Origin of the sequence: Billgrantia antri (genome assembly GCF_017868935.1) — a bacterium.
GTDB lineage: Bacteria > Pseudomonadota > Gammaproteobacteria > Pseudomonadales > Halomonadaceae > Halomonas > Halomonas antri.
The window spans coordinates 1,288,964-1,313,415 of sequence record NZ_CP053383.1; the positions used below are offsets into that span (position 1 = coordinate 1,288,964).

Sequence of the window (24,452 nt, forward strand, 5' to 3'; positions counted from 1 at the left end):
GGCGCCTTGCGAGGGTTTTTCTCTATTGTGACAGCAGGTTGGAAGATGGCTCGCAGGTCGTGCCTCAGGCCGGAGGCATCTCAGCCGCCACCGGCCGTGCACATCAGTGGTGCGTTGCGGCATCGAAATGCACAGGGCTGTAGCACGCCGCCAGCAGCGCCGGATCGAAGCGGCTGCCCTGGGCTTCCAGCTGGCGCACGATGGGCTGGGCGAAGTGCAGGGCGGCCTGCGGCGTCGGGCGCAGCATGTCCGCGCCGTAGAGATGCTGGTGAATGGGCGCCGTATCGCTGTCGAGCGTAGCGAGGTGGCGAATCGAACGGTCGAGGTAGGGCGGCAGGGCCAGCCACTCACGTGCCTGGCGGCGATGATCCGGCGAGGCGGCCAGCCAATCGCTGGCTGCTACCAGGGCTCGCAGCAGGGCGGCCAGGGTGGCCGGGTAGCGCTGCGCCCAGGAGCGGGTCACGCCGAGTACCTTCTCCGGATGGTCGTGCCACAGCTGGGCGCCGGTGGCGACCAGCCGGCCCACGCCGCAGTGGCGGGCCAGGGTGCCCCAGGGTTCGCCGGCGCAGAAGCCGTCGATCTGGCCGTCGCGCAGGGCTTCCACCATGCGCGGCGGCGGCAGGGCGACCAGCTCGACGTCGCGGTCGGGGGCGATGTCGCCCAGGGTGAGCCATTCGCGCAGTTGGTAGTGCTGGCAGGAATAGGGATACACCATGGCCAGGCGCGGGCGCCTGCCGCTGCCCGCTCCGCGCAGCCAGTTGCCCAGCGCCAGGGCGCTGTCGGCCGGGTCGCTGCCGAGCGTGGCACCGCTGGCCTGGCACAGCGATGCGGAGAGCGTAACGGTGTTGCCGTTGCGCGAGAGCAGCAGCGGTGCCAGCGTCTCGCAGGGCGCGCGGCCCAGCCCCAGGCTCATGGCCAGCGGCATGGGGGCGAGCATCTGGGCGCCGTCGAGCAGGCCGGCGGCGACCTTGTCGCGCAGGGTGGCCCAGGCGTTTTCCCGCGACAGGCTGACGTCCAGCCCCTGGGCGGCGAAGCAGCCGCGTTCGCGGGCGACGATCAGCAGAGCGGCATCGAGCAGCGGTACGAAGCCGAGGGTGAGGCGCTCGAGTTCGGGGCTGGCGGCGTGGTGTTGCGGTTGACTCATGAGCGGGTTCCCCGTTTGTCGTCGGCGTGCCCTTCGGGCGATAGCGGGTTCAGGCGGGCGAGAATGTCGATGACGCTGTCGGCGACCTCGGCGATGCGCTGGCCGCGGTCCATGGCGAGCTTGCGCAGCATGCGGTAGGCCTGCTCCTCGTCGCAGCCCTGATGCTTCATCAACAGGCCCTTGGCGCGCTCGATGCACTTGCGCTCGGCCAGTTGGTTGCGGGCCTTGTCGAGTTCCTGGCGCATGCTGTGAAAGGCGTCGAAGCGGGCGATGGCGACCTCGACGATGGCCTTGACCCGCTCGGGCACCAGGCCATCGACGACATAAGCGCTGACCCCTGCCTTGAGCGCGGCCTGCAGCATGTCGGAGTCGTGCTGGTCGGCAAAGAACACCACCGGACGCGGGTTCTCGCGGTTGAGCAGCGCCATGCTCTCCAGCGTGTCGCGGTCGGGGCTCTCCATGTCGATGATTACCACGTCGGGCTGGTGGCGCCCGACCATCTCGTTGAGGCTGGCCGGGTTCGAGAGCCGGCAGATGACCCGGTGTCCCTCGGCCATCAGCGCTTCCTCGACCATGGCGGCACGTACCACCTCGTCGTCGACCAGCAGAATGTTCAGGGGGGATGGTGATGGCATAGGGTCTCGCTCATGAACGGCGTGCCGGGGACTCTTTGCTAGTGCTAAGCAAGAAACGTTCCATGTCGCGAAACGACCCACGTGGCGCAGTGTTCGGCGCAACGTCAGCCGGCAGCGAGCGCAGCTGGACGCCCGTTCGGCACCAGCCTGGTGCAAGGGCGCTTTGGGGCGGGAGGGTGATGGTGCAGGGCAGCATGCCGGTGTGCCGTGACGAGGGACCATCTGGCTGATTGACGCCCGTTCTTCGCCGGATGGCACGCTTTCTGCTTGATACATGTCAATACCTCTACCGGGCGCCATGCGGTGCCCCACGCGGCAACGACGCCCGCCAACCGCCTCCCTTATGGGACCGGCCGTTGGCGGGCGTCGTCGTTTCGCCAGGAACCCGACAGGAGATCGACATGCGCGAGGCCCGAACCACTTGCCCCTACTGCGGCGTCGGCTGTGGCGTGCTGGCCGTCGTCGAGGACGAGCGGATCGTCGAGGTGCAGGGCGACCCCGAGCACCCGGCCAACTTCGGCCGGCTGTGCGTGAAAGGGTCGGCGCTGCACGAGACGCTGGGACACGGCGGCCGGCTGACAAGACCCAGCGTCGATGGCGTCGAGACGGACTGGGACACGGCGCTCGGCGCAGTGGCCGAACGGCTCACGGCGGTGCGCGACAGCCACGGCGCGCAGGCAGTCGCCGCCTACCTTTCCGGCCAGCTGCTCACCGAGGACTATTACGTCGCCAACAAGCTGTTCAAGGGCTTTCTCGGCACGCCCCACCTGGATACCAATTCGCGGCTGTGCATGGCCTCGGCGGTGGCGGCGCACAAGCGCGCCTTCGGCGCCGATGCCGTGCCGTGCAGCTACGAGGATCTCGAGGAGGCCGAGCTGGTGGTGCTGGTGGGCTCCAACCTGGCCTGGAACCATCCGGTACTCTACCAGCGGCTGAAGGTGGCCAAGCAGCGCAACCCGCTGCTGCGGGTGGTGGTGATCGACCCGCGGGTGACCGATACCTGCGAAATCGCCGACCTTTACCTTGGGCTCGCGCCGGGCAGCGATGCGCGCCTGTTCACCGGATTGCTGGCGTGGATGGCAGCGCACGACAAGCTCGACCGGGTCTACCTGGAAGCCCATACTCAGGGCTTCGAGGAGGCGCTAGCCGCGGCGCGGGAGCAGGATGCCGCCGTGGAGGCCATCGCCGCCGACTGCGATGTCGATGCCGAGCGCCTGGAGACCTTCTTCTACTGGTTCGCCAGCCACCTGCACGTGGTCACCCTGTTCTCCCAGGGGGTGAACCAGTCGAGCAGCGGCACCGACAAGGGCAACGCCATCATCAACTGCCACCTGGCGGGCGGCAAGATCGGTCTGCCGGGGGCGGGGCCGTTCTCGATCACCGGCCAGCCCAACGCCATGGGCGGGCGCGAGGTGGGCGGGCTGGCCAACCAGCTGGCTGCCCACATGGACTACGACACGCCCGGCGCGCGGGACCGGGTCACGCGCTTCTGGGCCACCGAGTGGCTGGTGCCGTGCCTGCCCGAGGCGCCCGGCCACAAGGCGGTGGCGCTGTTCGAGGCGATCGAGCGCGGCGAAGTACAGGCGCTATGGATCATGGCCACCAATCCGGCGTTGAGCCTGCCGCGGGCCGACCGGGTGCGCGAGGCGCTGGAGAAATGCCCGCTGGTGATCGTTTCCGAATGCATGGCCAACGCCGACCTGCTGCCCTATGCCGACATCGTGCTGCCGGCCTCGAGCTGGTCGGAGAAGGACGGCACCGTGACCAACTCGGAGCGTCGCATCTCGCGCCAGCGCGGTATCCTGCCGCCGCCGGGAGAGGCGCGGCACGACTGGTGGATCGTCTGCCAGGTGGCCAGGCGGCTGGGCTTCGGCGAGGCCTTCGCCTATACCCATCCCAGCGAGATTTTCGACGAGCATGCCCGGCTCTCGGGCTTCGAGAACGGCGAGGGCCCGGGGGAGAGCCGCCGGCTGTTCGATATCTCCGGTCTGGCCGGGCTCGACCGCGCCGCCTACGACGCCTTGGCGCCGATCCAGTGGCCGGTCAATGCCGCCGCTCCCCATGGCACCGCCCGGCTGTTCACCGATGGCCGCTTCGCCACGCCGGATGGCCGCGCTCGACTGCTGCCGGTGCGTCCGCGCCCGCCGGCCCAGTCGCTCGACGCGGCCCGCCCGCTGCGGCTCAATACCGGGCGCGTGCGCGATCAGTGGCACACCATGACCCGCACCGGTCGGGCGCCGCGGCTGATGAATCACCGCGCCGAGCCGTTCATCGAACTCACCCCGGAAGACGCCGCCGCACTTGGCGTGGAAGAGCATGGCCTGGCACGCCTGGCGGGGGCGGGCGGCGAGTATATCGGCCGGGTGCGGCTATCGCGCGGGCAGCGCCGAGGCGAGGTGTTCGTGCCGATGCACTGGAGCGGCCACTTCAGCGGCACGGCGCGTATGGGGGCGCTGCTCGAGGCGCATCTCGATCCGCTCTCCGGCCAGCCGGAATCGAAGCACGGCGCGGTGGCGCTGGCGCCGTTTCAACCAGCTTGGGAGGCCACCCTGCTGGTAGCCGACGATCTGGAAGTGGCGGAGTCGAGCTGGTGCGACGAGAGCCGCTACTGGGCGCGAATTCCGCTGCACGGCTGCCAGCGCTGGCAGCTGGCCGGCGGTGAGCCGCCCGGGGGTGAAAAGGAAGCACCGCGTGACTGGCTGACCTGGCTTGAGGCGTCGCTGCCGGTGGCGCCGACGCTGTGGTGCACCGACCCCGCCAGCGGACGGCTGCGCGCTGCCGGGGTGGATGCCGCGGGCCGCCTGCGCTGGTGGCTGATGGTGGGGGCGCCGGTGGAGCTGCCCAACCTGAGCTGGCTCGATGCCCGCTTCGAGGAGGCCGGTGCCGGCACGGGGCTATCGGCGCAGCATCGCCGCCGCCTGCTGGCCGGCTGCGACGACGGCGCCGCCAACCAGGGGCCGGTAGTGTGTAGCTGCCATCAGGTGGGTCAACGCGCTATCCTAGAGGCGATCCGTGAAGGCGACGACAGCGTCGAGGCGCTGGGCGCCAGGCTGGCCTGCGGCACCCAATGCGGAAGTTGCGTTCCCGAGCTGAAATCGTTGATCGAAGAGGAGAAGGCGCATGCGAGCGCTGAGCCAATTGAAGTCACTGCTGTCGCCTGAGCTGTTGCGTCGGGCGCAGCGGCCCCGGGCGCTAGGGCAGGCGGCCTTCTCGCGGCTGCATGGCCTGGGCCACATCGTGCGCTCGCCGTTCGGCCGCTCCACGCGGGTCAAGGCGCCCACCCTGACCCTGGACGGCGAGTGCCGCGCCGGGCGGGTTTACCTGGTGGGAGCGGGTAGCGGCGACGTCGAGCTGCTCACTCTCAAGGCCGCTCGCCTGCTGCAGCAGGCCGAGGCGGTGGTCTACGACCGCCTGGTGGGCGACGACGTGCTGGCGCTGATTCCCGCCGGCCACGAGCGCTACTACGTGGGCAAGGCGCGTGGCCACCACAGCGTGCCCCAGGCCGAGATCGGTGCCTTGCTGGTGAAGCTGGCGCGGGAGGGCAAGTCGGTAGTGCGGCTCAAGGGCGGCGACCCCGGCGTGTTCGGGCGCATGGGCGAGGAGCTCGCTGCGCTGGCCGAGGCCGGCGTCGAGGCCGAGATCGTGCCCGGCATTACCGCCGCCTCGGCCGCGGCGGCGGGCATGGGCATTCCGCTGACCGATCGCGCCCACGCCCAGCAGCTGCGCTTCGTCACCGCCCAGCTGTGCCGCAAGGACGGCGAGCCCGACTGGGCCGAGCTGGCGCGCCAGGATGAAACGCTGATCTTCTACATGGGCCTGACCAAGGTCGAGGCCATCTGTGCCGGGCTGCGCCGCAATGGGCTGCCCGACGACTGGCCGATCATGCTGGTGGCCAACGCCAGCCTGCCCGAGCAGGCCTCGCTGGTGGGTACCCTGGCCGACATGCCGGAGAAGCTGGCCGCCTCGCCGCTGCCTTCGCCCTGCCTGATCGTGGTGGGCAGCGTGGTGCGCATGGTCGCCACCAGCCCGGCCGCCGCGCAATCCGCTCGTGCCGAGATTTCCCCGCCCCGCTGAGACGAACTGCACCAAGGCTGGGCGTCAGCGCCACCCCATGCACCGCCGTGGCCTCTATCCGCCGTGGGATAGAGGCCGCGCTGCCTGCTGCGGCAAGCATGGCAGCGGAAGGCATGGCGTGAAGCCCCCGCGACACGCGCTTTTTTCCGATCTGTAATAAAGAGTTGGCACGCCACGTGCTTGTTCTTGGGCAGGGCCTGCTGCATGCGCAGGCTGGCCGGCAGGATCAACGACGATCGCCGCCGGCCTTGGCCCCATGACAACGCGACGAATACAGGCAAGGGCGCCTGAAGCTGCACGCCGGCTTCAGGCGCCTTTGCGTTCGTCACCTCAGACACGAGACGAGAGGCGCCAAGCGCGTAGAGAACACCATGTCCTATCTGCTTCCTTCGGAATTCGCGACAAAGATGGTCGACGCCGGCGAGTCCAAGCTCCACATGGCCACGCGGGACGTCCTGATTCGCGCCTTCATGGCGGGCGCCATCCTGGCACTGGCCGCGGTATTCGCCGTGACCATCACGGTGCAGACCGGTATGCCGATCCTCGGGGCTGCGCTGTTCCCGGTCGGCTTCTGCATGCTCTACCTGATGGGCTTCGACCTGCTGACCGGGGTCTTCGTGCTCACCCCGCTGGCCTGGCTCGACCGGCGCCCCGGCGTCACCATCGAGAGAATCCTTATCCACTGGGGCAAGGTCTTCTGCGGCAATCTGGGGGGCGCCCTGACCGTGGCGGTGCTGATGGCGATCGTCTTCACCTACGGCTTCGCCACGCCGCCGGACGAGGTGGGGCAGAAGATCGCCGGAATCGGCCATGCCCGCACCGTGGGTTACAAGGAGTTCGGCGCGGCGGGCATGCTGACCATCCTGATTCGCGGCATCCTGTGCAACTGGATGGTCTCACTCGGCGTGGTCGGGGCGATGATCTCGACTACGGTGGGCGGCAAGGTGATCGCCATGTGGATGCCGATCATGGTGTTCTTCTTCATGGGCTTCGAGCACTCCATCGTCAACATGTTCCTGTTCCCGTCGGCGCTGATGATGGGCGGTGACTTCTCGATTGCGGATTACCTGATCTGGAACGAGATCCCCGTGGTGGTGGGCAATCTGATCGGCGGGCTCTCGCTGACCGGCCTGACGCTGTATGCCACCCATGTGCGCACCGCGCCGCTGCGTGACATCTGAGATGTCGGCGTTCGAACCCGGCAACTCGTTGCGGGTCTCGCTGGGCCAGTGCTCGGAGCCGGGGCGCAAGGCGGTCAACCAGGACTTCCACGGCGCCTACGTGCCGCGTGAGCCGCAGTTGTCGAGCAAGGGTGTCGTGGTGGCGCTGGCCGACGGGATCAGCACCAGCGCGGTGAGCCGGGTCGCCAGCGAAACGGCGGTCAGGAGCTTCATCGAGGACTACTACTGTACCGCCGAGAGCTGGACGGTGAAGACCGCGGCCCAGCGGGTGCTGATGGCGACCAACGCCTGGCTGCATGCCCAGACCCGGCGCAGCGAGTATCGCTGGGACAAGGACCGTGGCTACGTCTGTACCTTCACCGCGCTGGTGCTGAAGTCGCGCACTGCGCATGTCTTCCATGTCGGCGATGCGCGGCTCTACCGCCTGCAGGACGACAACCTCGAGCCGCTGACCAGCGAGCACCGCGCCTGGCTGGCACCCGACAGGTGCTACCTCAGCCGGGCAATGGGTATCGGCGAGCAGCTCGAGATCGACTACCTGGCGCTGCCCGTCGAGGCGGGGGACGGCTTCCTGCTGGTGACCGACGGCGTGTACGAGCACCTGAGCGAAGCGCGCATGCGTCAGCTCCTGGCCGAGCACGAGGCAGACCTGGACGCCGCCGCTCGCGCCCTGGTGCAGGCGGCCTTCGAGGCGGGCAGCGACGACAACCTCACGGCGCAGGTGGTGAGGGTGGATGAGGTGCCGCTGGGTCATGCCCGCGAAGCCTGGTCGGGGGAGGTGGAACTGCCGTTTCCGCCGCAGCTCGAACCGAGAATGTGCTTGGACGGCTATCGGGTCGTGCGCCAGCTCCACGCCAGCGCCCGCAGTCACGCCTACCTGGCCGTGGACGAGGAGAGCTCGCACAAGGTGGTCATCAAGACCCTGGCGACCGAGCTGCGCGAGGATCCGCGGCACGTGGAGCGGTTCCTGCTCGAGGAGTGGATCGCCCAGCGCATCGACAACCCCCACGTGGTCAAGGCGCACCGGCCGGGGCGCCGACGCCGCTATCTCTACAGCGTGACGGAGTACATCGAGGGCCGCACATTGGCCCAGTGGCTGCGCGACCAGCCGCGGCTGGAGCTGGAGACGGTGCGCAGGCTGGTCGAGCAGATTGCCCGTGGCCTGCGCGCCTTCCATCGCCTCGAGATGGTGCACCAGGACCTTCGGCCGCACAACGTCATGGTCGATGCCACGGGCCACGCCACCCTGATCGACTTCGGCTCGGTACGTGTGGCGGGAATCACTGAAAGCCGACCGGGTTTGGTGGAAGAGCCGCTGGGTACGGTGTCCTACACGGCGCCGGAATGTTTTCTCGGCGAGCCGGCGACGCCGCGCTCGGACCTGTACTCGCTGGCGGTTATCGCCTACCAGGCGCTGACCGGGACGCTGCCGTACGGCACCGAGGTGGCCAAGGCCAGAACTCGGGCGGCACAGCATCGCCTGGCATACCGGCCCGCACGGGCGGCCAACCGCGAGCTGCCCGCCTGGGTCGACGAGGTGCTCAGGAAAGCCCTGCATCCCCAGCCCACACGACGCTTCGAGGCGCTGTCCGAATTCATCCATGAAATGCGCCAGCCCAGTCCCGTATTCCTGAAAAAGTCCCGCCCACCGCTGATCGAGCGAAACCCCGTGCTGTTCTGGAAAGGCGTGGCCGCGCTACTTTCGCTGCTAGTGCTCGTGCTGCTGCTCGAGTGAGCCGCGGCCTCGGCATCTGCTAGGCTGATGCTGCAAGCACCTGGAATGGTGCCAAGCCAGGCAAGGAGCCGACATGGCCGACAGGGAAAGTGCCACCAACTCGATATCGCATTTCACACGTCGTGCATTGATCGTCATCGGGCTCGTCGGGCTGGTGTCGGTGCTGCTCTATTTCGCCAACCAGTTGCTCGGCGTGCTGCTGCTGGTGTTCGCCAGCGTGCTGGTCGCGGTGGCCATCGACGGGATGGTGCGGCTGTGCCGGCGTTATCTGCCGCTGTCGCGACCCTGGGCGCTGGTGCTGGTCGCCATTCTGATCGTGCTGATCCTGGTGGGGCTGGGGGCGTTGGTCGGGCCGCCGCTGATGACTCAGCTCTCGCAGCTGACCCAGGAGTTGCCGCAGGCGTTTCAGCAGCTCGTCGACATGGCTCGCGAACTGCCCGGGGTCGAGCAGGCGCTGGGTGGGGTCGACGAGCCGGCCCGCTCGCTGGCACAGCCGTTGCTGAATCGTGCGACAAGCGCCTTGTCGACCACCTTCGATGCGATTACCAGCTTCCTGCTGGTGCTGCTGGTGGGCTTTTATCTCGTGGTCGACCCGGCCGAGTATGCCCGCAACCTGCTGATGCTGTGTCCGCCGGCCCGACGCGCGCGGCTGGGACAGGTGCTGGGCATGCAGGGACAGGCATTGAGACTATGGCTGATCAGCCGGCTGATCTCGATGGTGTTCATCGGCGTGCTGGTGGCGCTGGGCCTCGCTGTCATGGGGGTTCCGATGGCCGGTGCCTTGGGGCTGATCGCCGGGCTCTTCACCTTCATCCCTTATCTGGGGCCGATCCTGGGGGTTATTCCCACCGTGCTTATCGCCTTCCTCCAGTCGCCACAGCTGGGGGGGTACGCCGTGCTGCTCTATTTGGTCATCGAGACGTTGGAGTCCAACGTCGTGACACCGCTGGCGGCCAAGGGCATGGTGCGCTTGCCGCCTGCCTACACCGTGGTGGTGCAGCTCGCCGGCGGGGCCGTGGCGGGGGTCGCCGGCGTCATGCTCGCCACGCCGCTCGCGGTGGCGGTCGCGGTCGCGGTGCAGATGCTCTATGTGGAGGACCTGCTGGGAGATGAGGTAGAGGTGCTGGGGCAGGGCAAGTGAACTTCAGACGTTGCCCTCAGGGGGGCCGTCGCGCCCCTGTCGTCGACTCCTGGCATTCTGAATGGCAGCCTCGCGCACGGCCTGCTGCACGATCACCCGCAGCTCGTCGTCGTCCCAGGGCTTGGTGAGGAACTTGTAGATCCCTCCTTCGTTGACGGCCGTGGTGATGGTCTGAAGGTCGGTATAGCCCGACAGGAGGATTTGCAGGGTTTGCGGGTAGAGGGCCTTCACGCGCTTGAGGAATTCCGTGCCGTTCATTTCGGGCATGCGCTGGTCGCTGATCACCAGCACCACCTCCTGTGTGGCCAACAGGTCGAAGGCATCCCGTGCGCTGCCGGCGGTCAGGATATGATAGCCGTCGCGGCGCAGGGTACGCTTCAGCGCCTGCAGGACATTGGGTTCGTCATCGACCAGCAGGATGGTCGGGGCGATGACGCCATGGTCGTCGGGGCGCAGGTCCTTCGTCGCGGCATGGTGGTCCTGGAGAAACGGGAGAAGCTCCTCGAAGGGCATGGGGCGAGCGAAGTAGAAGCCCTGGAAGAGATCGCACAGGTGCTTGCTGAGATAGGCATAGTGCGCCTGCGTCTCGACGCCCTCGGCGACCACCTTGAGCTGCAGTTGGTTGGCCATGGCGATGATGCCTTGCACGATGGCGGCATCGCGATGATCGCTGATCACCTCGCTGATGAAGGAGCGGTCGATCTTGATCTTGTCGATGGGCAGGTGCTTCAGGTAGCTCAGGCTGGAAAAGCCGGTACCGAAGTCGTCGATGGCCACGGCGATTCCATGACGGCGCAACGTCGTCAGGGTCTCGATGGCCTTGTCGGTGCCCTCCATCAGGATGTTTTCGGTCAGCTCCAGTTCCAGCAGTGCCGGCGGCAGATCGACCTCTTCCAGGATTTTCAGAATGCCCTCGGCAAAGCCGCTACGGTGGAACTGCATGGGCGAAATGTTGACCGCGATCGGATACTTGCCGATGTCATGGTCGTTGAGGCGGCGATTGTCGCGGCAGGCCGTGCGAACCACCCATTCGTTGATGGCAATGATCTGTCCGGTGTCCTCGGCCAGCCCGATGAATTCGGCCGGCGGGATGAAGCCGCGCTGGGGGTGGCGCCAGCGTATCAATGCCTCGCACCCCACGATGCGGCCGCTGGTACCGTGGATCTGTGGCTGATAGAGCAGCTCGAACTGCTGCTCGTCGATGGCGCGCTGCAGTGCGCTGCGCAGCTCCACGCGCTGGCTGACCCGGGTGTTGAGTTCTAGCGAGAACCAGTCATAGGTGTTGCGGCCCCGTCGCTTCGCCTGGTACATGGCGAGGTCGGCCTGCTGGATCATCCGGGCGGGTGGCCCCTCGCCGTCGTACACGGCGATGCCGATGCTGGCGGTGAAGTGCAGCTCATGCTCGCCGAAGTGGTAGGGACTGGCAATGGTCGTCAACAGGCGCTCGGCGACGCCGGCCACGTCGTCCGGCTCGGGCAGCAGCACGACGAAGGCATCGCCGCCGAGGCGTGCCACGGTGTCTCTACGGCGCACCTGCTGAACCAACCTGGCGGCGACTTCGACGAGCACACGGTCGCCCAGCTCATGGCCGAGGCTGTCGTTGATCGACTGGAAATCGTCCAGGTCGATATAGAGCAGGGCGGAGCGGCGAGTGTGCCCCGGCGGCAGGAAGCAGCTCTGCTGCAGGCGTCTCTCCAGCAGCGAGCGGTTGGCCAGGCCGGTCAGGGCATCGTGATCGGCATGGTAGGCCAGCCGTGACTCGTACTCCCGCTGGGTCGAGATATCGTTGAGGATGCCGATGAAATGGGTGACGTCCTGATTCTCGTCGAGTACCGGCGAAATGTGCAGGTCGTTCCAGAAGGGGGTGCCGTCCTTGCGGTAATTGCACAGGGTAACGTGGATGTCGCGCTGCGCCTCGAGCTCGTCGCGGATCTGCTGGCGGGCGCAGGGATCGGGTTGCTCACCCTGGAGGAAACGGCAGTTGCGTCCCAGGACCTCGTCGCGGGAGTACCCGGTGATACGCTCGAAGGCGGCATTGACGTAGACGATGGGCTGGTCGGGCGCGAGCGCATCGGCGATGACCACGCCGTTGACGCTGGACTCGATGCTGCGCTCGAGAATCCTCAGCCGGTTGTCGGCTCGCTTGCGCTGGCCGATGTCCTGGAAGTAGATCGCCAGGCCCTCGTCGGAAGGGTAGGCGTGAACTTCCAGCCACAGGTCGAGTTCGTCGTAGTACGCCTCGAAGGCGACCGACACCGACTCGGACATCGCCCGGCGGTACTCCTCTTCGAATCGGGTGCCCTGCGCCCCGGGGAAGGCGTCCCAGAGCACCTGGTCGAGGAGTTCCCCCTCGGTTTTCCCGATGATGCGCTCCGCCGCCGGATTGAGATATGTGAACCGCCACTCTCGGTCCAGCATGAGGAAGCCGTCGGTGATACTGTCGAGCAGCCCGGTCAGACGCGCCTCGAGATACGCCACTCTCTGTCGACAGCGATCCAACAGATCCTGCCGGGAGTCACTCATCGGCTTCTTCCTCCCGGTAGACCAGCAGGGTGTAGCGCGTATTCTCGGCGTCCTCGAGCCGGATCAGCTTGTCGATCAGGTGTGTATCGAGCCGCTTGCCCTCGTGCAGCAGCAGCATGCCGCTGGTGGAGTGAATATCCTCGGCCAGGACCATGCCGGGCTCGAGCTTGCGCGTTTCCAGGGCCAGCACCGGCCGACCTTGACTTTCGAGGTCCGGCGCCTTGTCGCGGCACAGCGTGACGAAAGCCTGGCACAGGCTCGGGTCATAGACGCGTCCGGCAAACTTTTGTAGCAGCTCCAGCGCCTGGGGGCGCATGACCTGGCGCGGCAGGATCATGCCGCGCTGCAGCTCGATGAAATCGACGGCTAGCCCGAGCAGGCGGGAACCAAGGGGAATGGCCTCGCCCTTGAGACGGTCGGGAAATCCGCTGCCGTTCCAGCGTTCACGGTGGTGACGGATGATTTTTGCCGCTCCCTCCATGTGCTCCAGCGCCATCAGCAGGTTTTCGCCTGTGGCCGGATAAAGACGGTAACTCTCGCGTTGCTGAACCGAGAGCCGTTCGGCGGGCGTGGCGAGCAGGCGGTCGTTCCAGGCCAACTTGCCCAGGTTGTAGAGGGCAGCCGCCAACTGCAGGTCATGCTGCTGTGCTTCGTCGAGACCAAGCTCCTTGGCGAAGGCCTGGACCAGGACGCCAACCTTGGCATTGGTCTGGAAGCGTGGCGGAAGGCGCTGGTTGATCAGCGACGAGAAGACTTTGGTGGCCGTCACGTAGCTCTTGCGCAGTTCGCGGAAGGCGACCTCCAGCATGTCGGCAGTCTGCTTGAGCTCTTGAGTGCGCGCCTCGACACGCTGCTCCAGCGAGGCGTTGAGTTCGGCGAGCTCCCGGTTCTGATCCTGCGTCAGCGCTTCGAGGCGCTTCTGTTCGCGTTCAGTATGTTGATACTGGAGTGCCTGGCGCAGGGTGAGGCGCAGCCCTTCGTCGTCCCAGGGTTTGGACAGGTAGCCGTAGATGCGGCCCTCATTGATGGCGCGGACGGTGGCGGCCAGGTCGCACTGACCGGTCAGCAGCAGACGCAGACACTCCGGCCACTGCTGCTGTACGCGGGACAGCAGTTCGACCCCATCCATGCCCGGCATCATGGCGTCGCTAAGCACCAGGTCGATAGGCTCGCGTTCGAGTATCGCCAGGGCCGCAAGGCCATCCCCGGCGGTATGAAGGACGTATCCCTCATGACGCAGCATGCGTGACAAGGCGGAGAGCACGTTGGGTTCGTCGTCGACCAGTAGCACACTGGCGGGTACGGCTTGTTGTGCCACGTCTTCCATGCGGCTTCCTCCCTTCTTGCCGGTGATACGATGTACCGAAGCGCTCTTGACGGGATTATCGGCAGAGAGGAAGGAAGCTTGAGCGTAGCGGGTGCATTATTCCGCCAGATGGGCCAGCACCGTATCGACGCTGCTCTTGTCGACCACGCCGCGCTCGGTGTCGATACCCACGTAGGTCGCCACGCCATCCTCGGCGATCAGCGCGAAGCGCAGGCTGCGAGTCCCCATACAGGCACCGCTGGCATCCTTCTCCATGCCCAGGGCGCGGGTCAGTTCGGCATTGCCGTCGGCCAGCATCAGGATCGCCTCGGCGTTCTGGTCCTTCTGCCAGGCACGCATGACGAAGGCGTCGTTGACCGCCATGCAGGCCAGGGTGTCGGCTTTCTCCAATACCTTGTCGGCCTTGATCACGAACCCGGGCATGTGGGTGTTGGAACAGCCCGGGGTGAAGGCGCCGGGAACGCCGAACAGTACTACACGCTTGCCGGCAAAGAGTTCGCCGGTCGAGATGTCCTCTGGTCCGTCGGGGCCGTTGGTCTTGAGAGTGACGTCGGGAATCTTGTCGCCTACGGAAATGGGCATGGGCCCTCCTGATGCTGTCTTCGATGGGGACACTGTAGTGCATTTCGACGCTTGAATGCGTTGCCGAATGTAGCGACGTTCAACTGCCCTGGTAGGCGTCGAAGACTTCCTGGCCGGTCATGTCGTGGGTCTCGTTGGCGAAGCGGTAGTACTCAGGCTTCTGGTCGATGAAGATCTGGCTGTCGAAGTGCCACGCTTCGCCGCCGTCGACCAAGCCTACAGGAATGGCGTAATGGTTGCCGGTCTTGAGGCGGTAGAAGAGGTGCGTGCCGCAACGCCGGCAGAAGCCGCGTTCGGCCCACTCCGACGAGGCATAGACAGTGATGTTGTCCTCGCCTTCGATCTCGACGTCGCTGACCGACTCCAGTGCCAGCAGCGGGCCACCGCCCCAGGTGCGACACATGTCGCAGTGGCAGGCGCCGACGTTCTGCTTGTTGACCGCCACGGCGACTTTTACCGCGCCGCACAGGCAACTGCCGCGTGCATTCATCCCATCCTGCATGTCGCTCCTCCTCTCGTCATGGGTATGGGCGCTGCGATGCCGCCCAAATCAGTAGTGTAGTCGCTGACGCCGGCCTTTTATCGTATTCGCCTGATCAATCTCTCGTGGCCACGGCGTACTCCCGGATCAACTCTCGCAGCGCCGCGGCAGCTGCCGATAGCGGATGCCGATGGCGCATGACGAGGCCCAGCGGGCGGCTGACGTCAGGTGCCGTCAACGGCCGGTAGTCGATGCCGTCGGTGGCGATCTGGCGGAAGCTCAGCCGCGGCAGCACGCTGATGCCCAGCCCGGCAGCGACCATGCGGCCCACGGTGGCGATCTGGCTGGCGTCGCACAGGATGTCGAGCGGGGCGCCCACCTCGGTCATGATGCGGTCGATGTCCTGGCGCGAGCTGGAAAGGCGGTTGATGCCGATGAAAGGGTGTCCCGCGAGCTGTGCCCAGCGCACGCTGGGCTGCTCGAGCAGCGGATGGCCGCTGGGGCAGACCGCCACGTAGCGATCCACCAGCACCGGTTCGAAGGCCAGCTCCTCGGTGTCGTGGGGAGCCACCGACAATCCCAGGTCGGCGCGCCCCTCGCGCACCAGTTGGCTGACTTGCTCGGCCAGCACGTCGTGAAGGCTCAGGTTGATGCGCGGGTAGCGGGCATGAAAGGAGGTGATGATGCCGGGCAGCAGCCCTGCTGCCAGAGTGGGCAGCGCGGCTACGGTAACCTTGCCGCGCTGTTTGGAGAAGCGCTCCTCGAGGTCGTCGAAGGCTTCTGACCAGTCATGCAGCAGTCGCACTGCTACCGGTAGGAAGGCTTCGCCCTCGGGCGTCAGGCTGAGCTGGCGCGTGGTGCGCGAGAACAGCGCGCCGCCGACGGCTTCTTCCAGCTTGCGCAGGGCAATGGAGATTGCCGGCTGCGAAAGGTGGATGCGCTCGCTGGCCTCGGCCAGGTTGCTCGATTGCGCGACGGCGACGAAGGCGCGCAGCTGTTTGATGCTGGGTTTCATTTAGAAAGTAAAACACAATTTAAAAACTATTCAATATACAAAATAAAAGTATCGCACCATGCTGCGGCATAGGGGCTATCCCTACGCAACACGACAAAAACAAGCCCGCAAGCCGGGCCAAGGAGCCACTCATGAAGCCAACCATGAAGACCCTGTTCACTGCCATGGCGGCCAGCGCCACGCTGCTGTCTGCCGCTGCCGTACAGGCCCAGGAGCGCCTGCTGATCGGTTCGACCTCCAGTTCGTCGAGTCACTACGGCTATTTCGTTGCCGTCAACCAGATCATCAACAACCAGGTCGAGGGTGTCAGCGCCTCGGTGGCGGAGACCGGCGCCACCGTCGACAACCTGCGCCGCCTGAGCCGCAACCAGATCGACATGGGCCTTGTGACCACCAATACCGGCTACCACGCCTATGCAGGGCAGCAGGATTTCGAGGGCCGCCCGGTCGACAGCCGCCTGCTGTGGGTCTATACCGTGGCGCCCCAGAACGTGGTGATTCGCGAGGACGCCGATGTCTCCTCTCTCGAGGGGCTCGACGGCGTGCGCTTCAACCCGGGCATCACCGGTTCGGCCACCGAGAGCACCACCGAAGCGGTATTCGAGACCCTGGGCATTGCGCCTGACTACGTGCGCGGCTCGACTACCGACGTGGTCGACTCCATCAAGGACGGCCGCATCATGGGCTACGTCAAATCCGGGGTCGGCAACAAGCTCGACGGCTCGACCATGGACATCGCTACCTTTACCCCGGTCGAGGTGTTGTCGCTCTCCGACGAGCAGGCCGAGACCCTGCGCGCCGAGATGCCCGACCTGGCCGTGGTCGACATTCCCGAAGGCGCGGGCGAGGGCGTCCCGGCCTATACCACCTGGGCCTTCGGCGTTGCCGTGCACGCCCACCCGGACCTCGACGAGGAGACTGCCTACCAGATCGTCAAGGCGGTGATGGAGAACCCCGAGCCGCAGGCCAATGCCTTCTCGGCGGTACGTGACGAGGATCTGGCGCAGATGACCCTGGATGTCGGCACCGTGCCGCTGCATGCCGGCGCGGCGCGTTACTTCGAGGAGCAGGGTCTGGACATCCCCGACGCCCTGCGGCCCGTCGAGTAACGCCAGGAGGCGATTGCCATGCGCGAGAACCTGACCAAGCTGCTGGCCCTCGCATTGGGCGGGCTGATTCTCTATACCTCGGCGACCGGCCCCTTCGAGAGCCTGGTCCAGCGGGCCATCTTTCTGGCGCTGGTTATCCTGCTGGGGCTGACGCTCTATCCGCTCGGGGGAGGGCGGCGCTGGCGGCCGCTGGGGCTGGCCGTCGACCTCGCGCTGGCGCTCGGCACGGTGCTGGCCTGCGGCTACGTGGCGATGAACCATGAGCGGATCCTCGTCGAGCTGCCCTGGGCCACGCCGCGAGACATGCTGTTCACCGCCGTGCTGGTGGTGACTGTGCTGGAGCTCTCACGGCGTGCCATCGGCGCGATCTTCCCACTGCTGGTGCTGGCGGGGCTGGCCTATGCCTGGCTCGGGGCGGCGATCCCCGGGCCGCTGGGGCATCGCGGCTTCGATATGTTCTTCATCACCGAGACGCTCTACCTGGGTGATCTTGGCGTGTGGGGCATGCTGGTCGGCGTGGCGGCCACCACCATCGCCGCCTTCGTGCTGTTCGGCTGCCTGCTGCTGCACACCGGTGGCGGCCAGACCTTCATGGATCTGGCGCTGCGCATCAGCGGTCGTTCGCCGGGCGGCGCCGCCAAGGTCGCCACCGTGGCCTCGGGACTGTTCGGCATGGTCAGTGGCAGCGCCGTGGCCAACGTGGCCACCACCGGCAACTTCACCATCCCGATGATGAAGCGGCTCAACTATCCGGCGCCCTTCGCCTCGGGAGTGGAAGCGGTGGCCTCCACCGGCGGCCAGATAGCGCCGCCGATCCTCGGCGCGGCGGCCTTCATCATGGCCGAGATCCTGGGCGAGAGTTACCTGCGCATCGCGCTGGCCGCGCTGCTGCCGGCCATCCTGTTCTATCTCGGCGTGTTCCTGACCATCCACCTGGTGGCGCGGCGGCGCAACCTGCAGGTGGTACCCGACGACGAGCTGCCGAGCTGGCCGGCGGTGCTGCGCCCAGAGCGCATCGTACCGATCCTGGCGGCGCTGGGTGGACTCTTCTACGGCGTGCTGTCGGGACGCTCGATCCAGATGTCGGCCTTCTACGGCATCCTGATGACGGTGCTGACCTTCGTGCCCTTCGCCCTGCTGGCGCGTACGCCGCTGCGCGAGATCGCCGGCAAGCTGTTCGCTGGGCTGATCGATGCCGGCAAGGGCATGGTGATCATCGGCGTGCTGCTGGCCGGCGCGCAGATGCTGGTGGCGATGATCGGCATGACCGGCATTGGCGTGACGCTGGCCAGCCTGATCGTCGACGTGGGCGGGCAGTCGCTGTTCCTGGTGGCCTTCATCGTCGGCGGCGTGTGCCTGATCCTGGGCATGGGCATTCCCACCACGGCGGCCTATGTCCTGGTCGCCTCGGTGCTGGCACCGGCGCTGACCACCATCGGCGTCGAGCCGCTGATCGCCCACCTGTTCGTGTTCTACTTCGCCACGCTGTCGGTGATCACGCCGCCGGTGTGCGTGGCGGTGTTCGTCGCGGCGGGCATCGCCGGTACCAACTGGCTGCCGGCGGCAGGCGAGGCGGTACGCCTGGCGGCGGCGATCTACGTGATTCCCTTCCTGTTGCTGATCTATCCGGCCCTGGCCGGCTTCGGCAGTGCCCTTGATGTCGTGCTGGCCTGCTCCCAGGGCGTGGTGTTCGTGGTCGCCTTCGCCGCGCTGATGTCGCGGGTGGCGATGACCGGTAACCGGCTGATGGACGTGGTGGGGCTCGTGCTGGTGGTGGGCCTGGCGCTGATACCCGGCTGGCTGACCACGGCCGGGGCGCTACTGCTATTGGTGGCACTCTTCGCCCGGCGCCGCCAACGCTTGCCCATGGAGCCATCTGGCGAGAAGTCGTCAGGCACCCGGGATATGCCGGCCAAGGAGACTCATTCATGACCTTCCTGTTGGGAAGCGGGGCCGGGTTCTCCGGCGACCGCACCGATGCGGCCATTCCGGTAGTGGCCGAGCTGATCCGTCGTGGGCAGCCTGCGGCGCTGATCTTCGAGACCTTGGGCGAGCGCACCCTGGCGGCGGCCCACCGCGCCATGCGCGACGATCCCATGGCAGGCTTCGAGCCGCTCCTGGAAGAACTGCTCGAGCCGGTGCTCGACGACTGCCTGCGCCATGGTATCGCCATTCTCGGCAACTTCGGCGCGGCCAACCCGGAGGGCGCCTGCCGCCTAGTGGCCGAACTGGCCGCCCGCACGGAGCGGGGCGGGGCGAGAATCGGCCGGGTGCAGGGCGACGACATCCGCGCGCGCCTCGGTGAACTGGAGCTGCAGCGCTGGGAAGCGGAGAACCGCGACTTGCCCGGCGAGGAGGCGCTGATCTCGGCCAACGTCTATCTGGGAGCGGGGCCCCTGGTCGAGGCGCTCGAGCTCGGCGCCGAGGTGGTAGTCAGCGGAAGGGTGGCCGACCCGGCGCTGTTCCTGGCACCGCTGGTGCATCACTTCGGCTGGGCGTGGAACGACTGGGACCGCCTGGCCGCCGGCATGATGGCGGGTCACCTGGGCGAGTGCGGTGCCCAGGTCACCGGGGGGTACTTCGCCGATCCGGGCGTCAAGGACGTTCGCGGCCTGGCCACGGTGGGCTACCCCATCATCGAAGTGGAGGAGGATGGCAGTCTGGTGGTGACCAAGCCCGCCGGCACCGGCGGCATGGTCACCGCACGCACGGTCAAGGAGCAGTTGCTCTACGAGGTGCACGACCCCGCCAACTACCTGACCCCCGACGTGGTGGTGGACCTCTCCGCAGTGACGGTTCGCGAGATCGGACCCGATCGGGTGGCGGTGAGCGGCATTCGCGGCAAGCCGGCGCCACAGCGGCTCAAGACCACCGTCTGCTACGAGGGTGGCTGGCAGGGCGAGGCGGAGATCTCCTACGCCGGGCCCAATGCCCTGGCCCGGGCGCAACTGGCCGCCGAGGTGCTGCGCGAACGGCTGGCTTTTCGTGCCCCGTCGGAGTTGCGCTCGCGGCTTGACATCGTCGGCCATGCCAGCGTCTTCGACAGCGATGCCGGCGACCTGCAGCGCTCGGTGCAGGGCAATGCCAGCGGCGACTATCGTCTGCGCCTGGCTGCAGAGCATGCCGAACGCCGCTGGGTGGAGCGTGCCACCCAGGAGCTGCTGGCGCTCTATTGCGCCGGTCCGGCCGGTGGCGGCGGGGTGCGCCGCCAGTTTCAGCGGCGCGTGTGTACGGCGTCCTACCTGGTCAAACGTAGCGACGTGAACGCCTTCGCCACGCTGTTCGATGCCAGCCTTTTCGAGACGAAGATGGCCAACGAGAGGAGGGCCGCTCATGCCAACTGAGGCCAATCGGGTGATGCCAAGTGCCGCAGCAGGGCGAGAGGTGCCGCTGCACCGCCTGGCCCATGCCCGCGCCGGCGACAAGGGGGATCGTCTCAACCTGGCGCTGTTCGCCTACGAGCCGCAGCATTACCAGGCGCTGGTGGCGCAGGTGACCGAGGAGCGGGTGCTGGCGCTATTCGCTCATCGCGGGGCCAGTCGCGTTCGACGCTACCTGATGCCGGGGCTGTGCGGCATGAATCTGGTGATCGACGACGTGCTGCAGGGCGGGGTCAATGGTGCCCTGAACCTGGACGGCCACGGCAAGACGCTGTCGTTCTTGCTGCTGGGCATGAGCGTTATGATCGGCAAGGCGTGACGAGACGGCTCACGATGCCTCCTCCGAATCGTCGGCGATGAACGCCTGGCGGTGGTAGTCGGCGGCCAACTCGGCCTCGGCCAGGCCTGCGATACCGGGCTTGGGGATCTCACCGCCGGCCAGCACGTCGAGTACCGCCCGCACGCCACGCGACAAGGCGATGAGGTGGTAGCCTCCCTCCAGCACGAATACCAGCCGCCCCTGGCAATGGCGGCGAGCGATATCCCGTACCACGCCGGTCATGGCCGCGAAGCCCTCGAAGGAGACATTCAGGGCCAGGTCGAAGGCATGCGGATCGAATCCGGCCGAGACCAGGACCAGGTCCGGCTCGAACCATTCGGCTGCTGGTACGAGGATGTCGTTGAAGGCCTTCATGTAGGCTTGATCACCAGCTCCTGCCGGTAAAGGGACGTTCACCGTGGTGCCTTCCCCCAGGCCGACTCCGGTGTCTTCCAACTGCCCCGAGCCCGGATAGAAGGGCGACGCACGATGAATGTCGAAGAACAGCACATCGGGGTCGGCGTAGAAGATGTCCTGGGTGCCATTGCCATGGTGGGCGTCCCAATCCACGATCAGGACTCGCTGGCAGCTGTATGCCGCCTGAGCGTGAGCGGCGGCGACCGCCACGTTGTTGAACAGGCAGAAGCCCCGGGCGCGAACCGGTTCGGCATGATGGCCGGGAGGGCGCACCAGGGCAAAGGCGCTCTCTGCACGGTCGTCCAGCACCGCTTCCACGGCGGCGACGGCGGTGCCGGCCGCCACTTCGGCTGCCTCGATGCTGCCGGGGGAAACGGCCGTGGTGTCGACGTCGAGCCAGGCATGCTTGCCGCGTAGCTCGAAGATATGGTTGAGATACGTGCTGGTGTGAACTCGCCCCAGCTGCTCTCGTGTGGCGACCCTACCGCACTCGAAGTGCAGGCCCGGTATCGGTTCCAGCTCGAGCAGATGACGAATGGCGGTCAACCGGCCGGCGTGCTCCGGGTAGGACCAGGGCTTGTTCAATGAGGAGAGCAGTTGGCGAATGCGACGTTCCATGCGCCCGGGCGGGAAGGGCGCCTTGGCGTCGGGCTGGTGGGACAGGACGCGCTCGTCATAGAACGCTATGACGCTATTGGGCTCGGCCACATGCTGCTCCCTGAGACAACGCTCGGCTTGTGTTCCAGCATAGCGCCTCTGGGAAGGCCGTCCACGTAGAGGCAGCACCGCCTCAAGACGATGGCGCCTGCCCGGGTTCGCATGACGTCGTCACGGGAACCCGGGCAGGCGCCTTCGTTCGGTCGGCTAGCCTAGGAGGCACTCAGCGCAGTGACAGTGCACCGGCATTGGTGTCTTCGCCCACCGCGTCGGTGTAGGCCTTGGCCTCCTCGGCTTCGACCTCGGTCGAGAAGCGCACGACCAGGGCGCACAGCGAGGCGATCACCACGGCGATGCCCAGATAAAACAGCCCCTGCTGGTAGGAGATCGTCTCCGAGCGGAACAGGAAGCCGGCTGCCACGGCGCCGGCGTTGCCACCGGCGCCGACGATGCCGGCTACCGCGCCCAGCGCCTTCTTGTTGATGAAGGGCACCACACCGAAGGTCGCCCCTTCGGCCATCTGCACGAACAGGCTGAACACCAGCATGATGCCGATGGCATACGACAGCACGTGCATCTGCGAGAAGAACATCAGCGCGATGCCTTCGCAGAGCATGGCGATGAACAGCCAGCGTACCCGCCCCTTGAGCCCGCCAGTGCGGGCGAACAGGTCGGAGAAGATACCCCCCAGGGTGCGCGCGAAGATGTTCATCAGCCCGAACAGGCCGGCGATCATGCCCGCGGTGGCCAGGGTCAGGTCGAAGTTGTCGAAGAAGTAGATGGCGGCGATGTTGTTGATCGTCAGTTCGACGCCGAAGCAGGCGGCATACACCACGAACAGTGCCCACACGCGGATGTCCTTGGCCGCGGCCTTGAAGCTAGCGCCCATGCCGTGTTCACCGTTGGCTTCGGCAAGCTCGCCACGGGCGCGAAGCTCGGCGAAGTTGCCGTCGGGGGCATCCTGGGTAAAGCGGTAGTAGGCGATACCGGCGAAGAACAGCACCACCCCCGGGACCATCATCGCCAGGCGCCAGCCGAGCGCCTCGTTGACGCCGAGCATCAGGATGCCGGTGAAGATCAGCGGCATCAGGATCTGCGTGGTACCTCCACCCAGGTTGCCCCAGCCGGCCGAGGTGGCGTTGGCGGTGCCGACCACGTTGGGCGCGAACATCACCGAAGTGTGGTACTGGGTGATAACGAAAGAGGCACCGATGGCGCCGATGGCCAGGCGCGCCAGGAAGAAGGTTTCGAAGCTCGAGGCCAGGCCGATGCCCATGACCGGCAGCGAACCCAGGCACAGCAGCCAGGTATAGGCCTTGCGCGGCCCGATGCGGTCGCACAGCACTCCCATTACCAGGCGCACCAGGATGGTGATCGCCACCGAGGCAATGATGGTATTGCCGATCTGGGTCTTGGTCAGGCCCAGGTCGTCGCGCACGACGGCCATCAGTGGGGCGATGCCGAACCAGCCAAAGAAACAGAGATGGAAGGCGAGCCAGGAGAAGTGGAAGGCGCGCATCTGGGGGGTGCGCAGGTTCAGGAGGCGAATACGGTTCGCCTTGTTGCGAATTTCCATGGGCTTTGACCTCGTACGGATTGCCGATACGTGTTTTCGCCCTTCTCCGTTGAAGGTCAGGTCTGACGCACTCGTACTTCCTCAGGAAGTCTGGTCCACGCCTACCCAGCATTGACTTATGTCAAGCAACCTATTTGCCATATCACTGGCATGTTCTTTTAGAACAATGGGTTGTGGTTTGATGGGGGAGGAAGAGAGTGGCCGGGAGCGCGTGTCGACGTGATAAGAATGGTGCAGTGCCGCAGAGCGATGCCCCCTGCTGGTGCCAATAGGGGGCTCTCTCCGTTCACGCCGATTCAGTACATGGCCAGCTGCGTGGGGGATCGGTCGCAGCTAAGGAAGGCCGAGTTTTCCAACCACTCGGGATCGGGGTAATAGGCAAACAGGTAGTGATCCTCCTTGATGCTGTCGATCAGGGGATAGGTCACTTCCTGGCGCACGGCGGGGCAACCGTGGCTGCGGCCCAGTCGTCCGGTTTTCTGGATGAAGGACTCGCTGACGTAATCGGCGCCATGAATCACGATGGCGCGCTGGTAGGCCTGGTCGTTGACGCCGGCTTCCAGCCCCTCCAGGCGTAGCGAATAGCCGTTGCTGCCGTAGTAGCTGTTCATGGTGCGAAACAGCCCCAGGCTCGACTGGTAGCTCTCGGGCGTGTTTGAGAACCGCGTGGCTTCGGCATCACCCGAACCGCGGCCATGGGAAACCAGCTCTTCGAACAGCAGCCGTTCTCGTGCCAGGTCGAAGACCCATAGGCGCGGCTCGCTCGAGGGGCGCGAGAAGTCGATGACCGCCAGCCGCTCGGCGTCGGGCTCGGCGCAGGCCAAGGCGCTGGCGGCAAGCTTAAGCACCTGGGGGTCGGCATCCGGCGCGAGGCGGGTCAGGGTCTGGCTCAGCAGCGGCTGGGGAGAGGAGAGCCCGGCCTGGGCGAGGAAATCGCCGGCCTGGGCGGAGGGCAGGGCAGCCAGCAGGGAGGCCGCTAGGGTCGATAGCGAAAGTGGCAGTGTGAGGTGAAAACGCATCGAGCATGCCTGTAACGTGGATTCCACATGTCGTGCATGCGGAAACGCGAAAATTTTAAATAAGGTAAGTAAGGTAGATGGGCCGGCTGGTTTGCCGCCATGTACCAGGCACTATTATGGGGAGAGTGGCCAGGAAG

19 protein-coding genes are annotated in these 24,452 nt (G+C 66.4%); 9 read left to right on the forward strand and 10 right to left on the reverse strand.

Translation table 11 applies throughout. The features are described 5' to 3' along the window. Positions 1 to 103 precede the first annotated feature (103 nt). Positions 104 to 1,144 carry a CmpA/NrtA family ABC transporter substrate-binding protein gene (locus tag HNO53_RS06175; RefSeq protein WP_209477034.1) on the reverse strand — a complete coding sequence of 347 codons (1,041 nt, stop codon included), beginning with the start codon at positions 1,142 to 1,144 and terminating at the stop codon, positions 104 to 106. Next, on the reverse strand, positions 1,141 to 1,779 hold the full coding sequence (locus HNO53_RS06180) for an ANTAR domain-containing response regulator (protein WP_209477036.1): 639 nt from the start codon (positions 1,777 to 1,779) through the stop codon (positions 1,141 to 1,143). Before HNO53_RS06180 ends, HNO53_RS06175 begins: the two co-directional genes overlap by 4 nt. 401 nt (positions 1,780 to 2,180) lie before the next feature. Between HNO53_RS06180 and HNO53_RS06185 the strand changes: the two genes are divergently transcribed. The 5 genes from HNO53_RS06185 (at position 2,181) to HNO53_RS06205 (ending at position 9,910) form a co-directional block, all read left to right on the forward strand. Continuing rightward, a complete protein-coding gene (locus tag HNO53_RS06185; RefSeq protein WP_209477038.1) occupies positions 2,181 to 4,940 on the forward strand; it encodes a nitrate reductase in 2,760 nt (919 codons plus the stop codon). After that, on the forward strand, positions 4,900 to 5,853 hold the full coding sequence (cobA, locus tag HNO53_RS06190) for a uroporphyrinogen-III C-methyltransferase (protein ID WP_209477039.1): 954 nt from the start codon (positions 4,900 to 4,902) through the stop codon (positions 5,851 to 5,853). The genes HNO53_RS06185 and cobA overlap by 41 nt, the downstream gene beginning before the upstream one ends. A gap of 371 nt (positions 5,854 to 6,224) precedes the next feature. Next, entirely contained in the window at positions 6,225 to 7,034 is an 810-nt protein-coding gene (locus HNO53_RS06195; RefSeq protein WP_209477042.1) for a formate/nitrite transporter family protein, read from the forward strand. 1 nt (position 7,035) lies between these two features. After that, positions 7,036 to 8,769: a bifunctional protein-serine/threonine kinase/phosphatase gene (locus HNO53_RS06200; protein ID WP_209477044.1), complete on the forward strand. Its 1,734-nt coding sequence runs from the start codon at positions 7,036 to 7,038 to the stop codon at positions 8,767 to 8,769. Positions 8,770 to 8,842: 73 nt separating this feature from the next. Beyond that, positions 8,843 to 9,910: an AI-2E family transporter gene (locus tag HNO53_RS06205; protein WP_209477046.1), complete on the forward strand. Its 1,068-nt coding sequence runs from the start codon at positions 8,843 to 8,845 to the stop codon at positions 9,908 to 9,910. A gap of 3 nt (positions 9,911 to 9,913) precedes the next feature. On the opposite strand, the gene HNO53_RS06210 is transcribed toward HNO53_RS06205, so the two are convergent. The 5 genes from HNO53_RS06210 to HNO53_RS06230 form a co-directional block, all read right to left on the reverse strand. Continuing rightward, positions 9,914 to 12,433, reverse strand: coding sequence for an EAL domain-containing protein (locus HNO53_RS06210; RefSeq protein ID WP_209477048.1), 2,520 nt, complete (start codon positions 12,431 to 12,433; stop codon positions 9,914 to 9,916). After that, complete coding sequence (gene nosR / locus HNO53_RS06215) at positions 12,426 to 13,760, reverse strand: response regulator c-di-GMP phosphodiesterase, NosR family (RefSeq protein WP_209477050.1); 1,335 nt, start codon at positions 13,758 to 13,760, stop codon at positions 12,426 to 12,428. Before nosR ends, HNO53_RS06210 begins: the two co-directional genes overlap by 8 nt. A 96-nt stretch (positions 13,761 to 13,856) precedes the next feature. Beyond that, complete coding sequence (locus HNO53_RS06220; RefSeq protein ID WP_209477051.1) at positions 13,857 to 14,342, reverse strand: peroxiredoxin; 486 nt, start codon at positions 14,340 to 14,342, stop codon at positions 13,857 to 13,859. A gap of 79 nt (positions 14,343 to 14,421) precedes the next feature. Beyond that, entirely contained in the window at positions 14,422 to 14,844 is a 423-nt protein-coding gene (locus tag HNO53_RS06225) for a GFA family protein (RefSeq protein WP_209477053.1), read from the reverse strand. A gap of 94 nt (positions 14,845 to 14,938) precedes the next feature. Further along, on the reverse strand, positions 14,939 to 15,838 hold the full coding sequence (locus HNO53_RS06230) for a LysR family transcriptional regulator (protein ID WP_209477055.1): 900 nt from the start codon (positions 15,836 to 15,838) through the stop codon (positions 14,939 to 14,941). Positions 15,839 to 15,969: 131 nt separating this feature from the next. On the opposite strand from HNO53_RS06230, the gene HNO53_RS06235 reads away from it, so the two are divergent. From HNO53_RS06235 to HNO53_RS06250, 4 genes are read left to right on the forward strand one after another with little or no spacing between them, the layout of a single operon-like run. Next, positions 15,970 to 16,947: a TAXI family TRAP transporter solute-binding subunit gene (locus HNO53_RS06235; protein ID WP_242597555.1), complete on the forward strand. Its 978-nt coding sequence runs from the start codon at positions 15,970 to 15,972 to the stop codon at positions 16,945 to 16,947. Positions 16,948 to 16,965: 18 nt separating this feature from the next. After that, positions 16,966 to 18,879: a TRAP transporter permease gene (locus HNO53_RS06240; RefSeq protein ID WP_209477057.1), complete on the forward strand. Its 1,914-nt coding sequence runs from the start codon at positions 16,966 to 16,968 to the stop codon at positions 18,877 to 18,879. Next, the gene (locus tag HNO53_RS06245; protein WP_209477059.1) at positions 18,876 to 20,291 is read left to right on the forward strand and encodes an acyclic terpene utilization AtuA family protein; all 1,416 of its coding nucleotides are present in this window, start codon (positions 18,876 to 18,878) and stop codon (positions 20,289 to 20,291) included. The genes HNO53_RS06240 and HNO53_RS06245 overlap by 4 nt, the downstream gene beginning before the upstream one ends. Next, the gene (locus HNO53_RS06250; protein ID WP_242597556.1) at positions 20,281 to 20,646 is read left to right on the forward strand and encodes an AtuA-related protein; all 366 of its coding nucleotides are present in this window, start codon (positions 20,281 to 20,283) and stop codon (positions 20,644 to 20,646) included. Before HNO53_RS06245 ends, HNO53_RS06250 begins: the two co-directional genes overlap by 11 nt. 9 nt (positions 20,647 to 20,655) lie before the next feature. On the opposite strand, the gene HNO53_RS06255 is transcribed toward HNO53_RS06250, so the two are convergent. From HNO53_RS06255 to HNO53_RS06265, 3 genes are all read right to left on the reverse strand, one after another. Continuing rightward, positions 20,656 to 21,771 carry a histone deacetylase family protein gene (locus tag HNO53_RS06255; protein WP_242597557.1) on the reverse strand — a complete coding sequence of 372 codons (1,116 nt, stop codon included), beginning with the start codon at positions 21,769 to 21,771 and terminating at the stop codon, positions 20,656 to 20,658. Positions 21,772 to 21,943: 172 nt separating this feature from the next. Beyond that, complete coding sequence (locus tag HNO53_RS06260) at positions 21,944 to 23,296, reverse strand: MFS transporter (protein WP_209477061.1); 1,353 nt, start codon at positions 23,294 to 23,296, stop codon at positions 21,944 to 21,946. Positions 23,297 to 23,592: 296 nt separating this feature from the next. Next, the gene (locus tag HNO53_RS06265) at positions 23,593 to 24,315 is read right to left on the reverse strand and encodes a murein L,D-transpeptidase catalytic domain family protein (RefSeq protein ID WP_209477062.1); all 723 of its coding nucleotides are present in this window, start codon (positions 24,313 to 24,315) and stop codon (positions 23,593 to 23,595) included. Positions 24,316 to 24,452 lie beyond the last annotated feature (137 nt).

What these genes read in the sequence shown, in the direction of transcription:
- HNO53_RS06175 (WP_209477034.1), bottom strand. Translation starts at nt 1,144, where the DNA reads ATGAGTCAACCGCAACACCACGCCGCCAGCCCCGAACTCGAGCGCCTC.
- HNO53_RS06180 (WP_209477036.1), bottom strand. Translation starts at nt 1,779, where the DNA reads ATGCCATCACCATCCCCCCTGAACATTCTGCTGGTCGACGACGAGGTG.
- HNO53_RS06185 (WP_209477038.1), top strand. Translation starts at nt 2,181, where the DNA reads ATGCGCGAGGCCCGAACCACTTGCCCCTACTGCGGCGTCGGCTGTGGC.
- cobA (WP_209477039.1), top strand. Translation starts at nt 4,900, where the DNA reads ATGCGAGCGCTGAGCCAATTGAAGTCACTGCTGTCGCCTGAGCTGTTG.
- HNO53_RS06195 (WP_209477042.1), top strand. Translation starts at nt 6,225, where the DNA reads ATGTCCTATCTGCTTCCTTCGGAATTCGCGACAAAGATGGTCGACGCC.
- HNO53_RS06200 (WP_209477044.1), top strand. Translation starts at nt 7,036, where the DNA reads ATGTCGGCGTTCGAACCCGGCAACTCGTTGCGGGTCTCGCTGGGCCAG.
- HNO53_RS06205 (WP_209477046.1), top strand. Translation starts at nt 8,843, where the DNA reads ATGGCCGACAGGGAAAGTGCCACCAACTCGATATCGCATTTCACACGT.
- HNO53_RS06210 (WP_209477048.1), bottom strand. Translation starts at nt 12,433, where the DNA reads ATGAGTGACTCCCGGCAGGATCTGTTGGATCGCTGTCGACAGAGAGTG.
- nosR (WP_209477050.1), bottom strand. Translation starts at nt 13,760, where the DNA reads ATGGAAGACGTGGCACAACAAGCCGTACCCGCCAGTGTGCTACTGGTC.
- HNO53_RS06220 (WP_209477051.1), bottom strand. Translation starts at nt 14,342, where the DNA reads ATGCCCATTTCCGTAGGCGACAAGATTCCCGACGTCACTCTCAAGACC.
- HNO53_RS06225 (WP_209477053.1), bottom strand. Translation starts at nt 14,844, where the DNA reads ATGCAGGATGGGATGAATGCACGCGGCAGTTGCCTGTGCGGCGCGGTA.
- HNO53_RS06230 (WP_209477055.1), bottom strand. Translation starts at nt 15,838, where the DNA reads ATGAAACCCAGCATCAAACAGCTGCGCGCCTTCGTCGCCGTCGCGCAA.
- HNO53_RS06235 (WP_242597555.1), top strand. Translation starts at nt 15,970, where the DNA reads ATGAAGCCAACCATGAAGACCCTGTTCACTGCCATGGCGGCCAGCGCC.
- HNO53_RS06240 (WP_209477057.1), top strand. Translation starts at nt 16,966, where the DNA reads ATGCGCGAGAACCTGACCAAGCTGCTGGCCCTCGCATTGGGCGGGCTG.
- HNO53_RS06245 (WP_209477059.1), top strand. Translation starts at nt 18,876, where the DNA reads ATGACCTTCCTGTTGGGAAGCGGGGCCGGGTTCTCCGGCGACCGCACC.
- HNO53_RS06250 (WP_242597556.1), top strand. Translation starts at nt 20,281, where the DNA reads ATGCCAACTGAGGCCAATCGGGTGATGCCAAGTGCCGCAGCAGGGCGA.
- HNO53_RS06260 (WP_209477061.1), bottom strand. Translation starts at nt 23,296, where the DNA reads ATGGAAATTCGCAACAAGGCGAACCGTATTCGCCTCCTGAACCTGCGC.
- HNO53_RS06265 (WP_209477062.1), bottom strand. Translation starts at nt 24,315, where the DNA reads ATGCGTTTTCACCTCACACTGCCACTTTCGCTATCGACCCTAGCGGCC.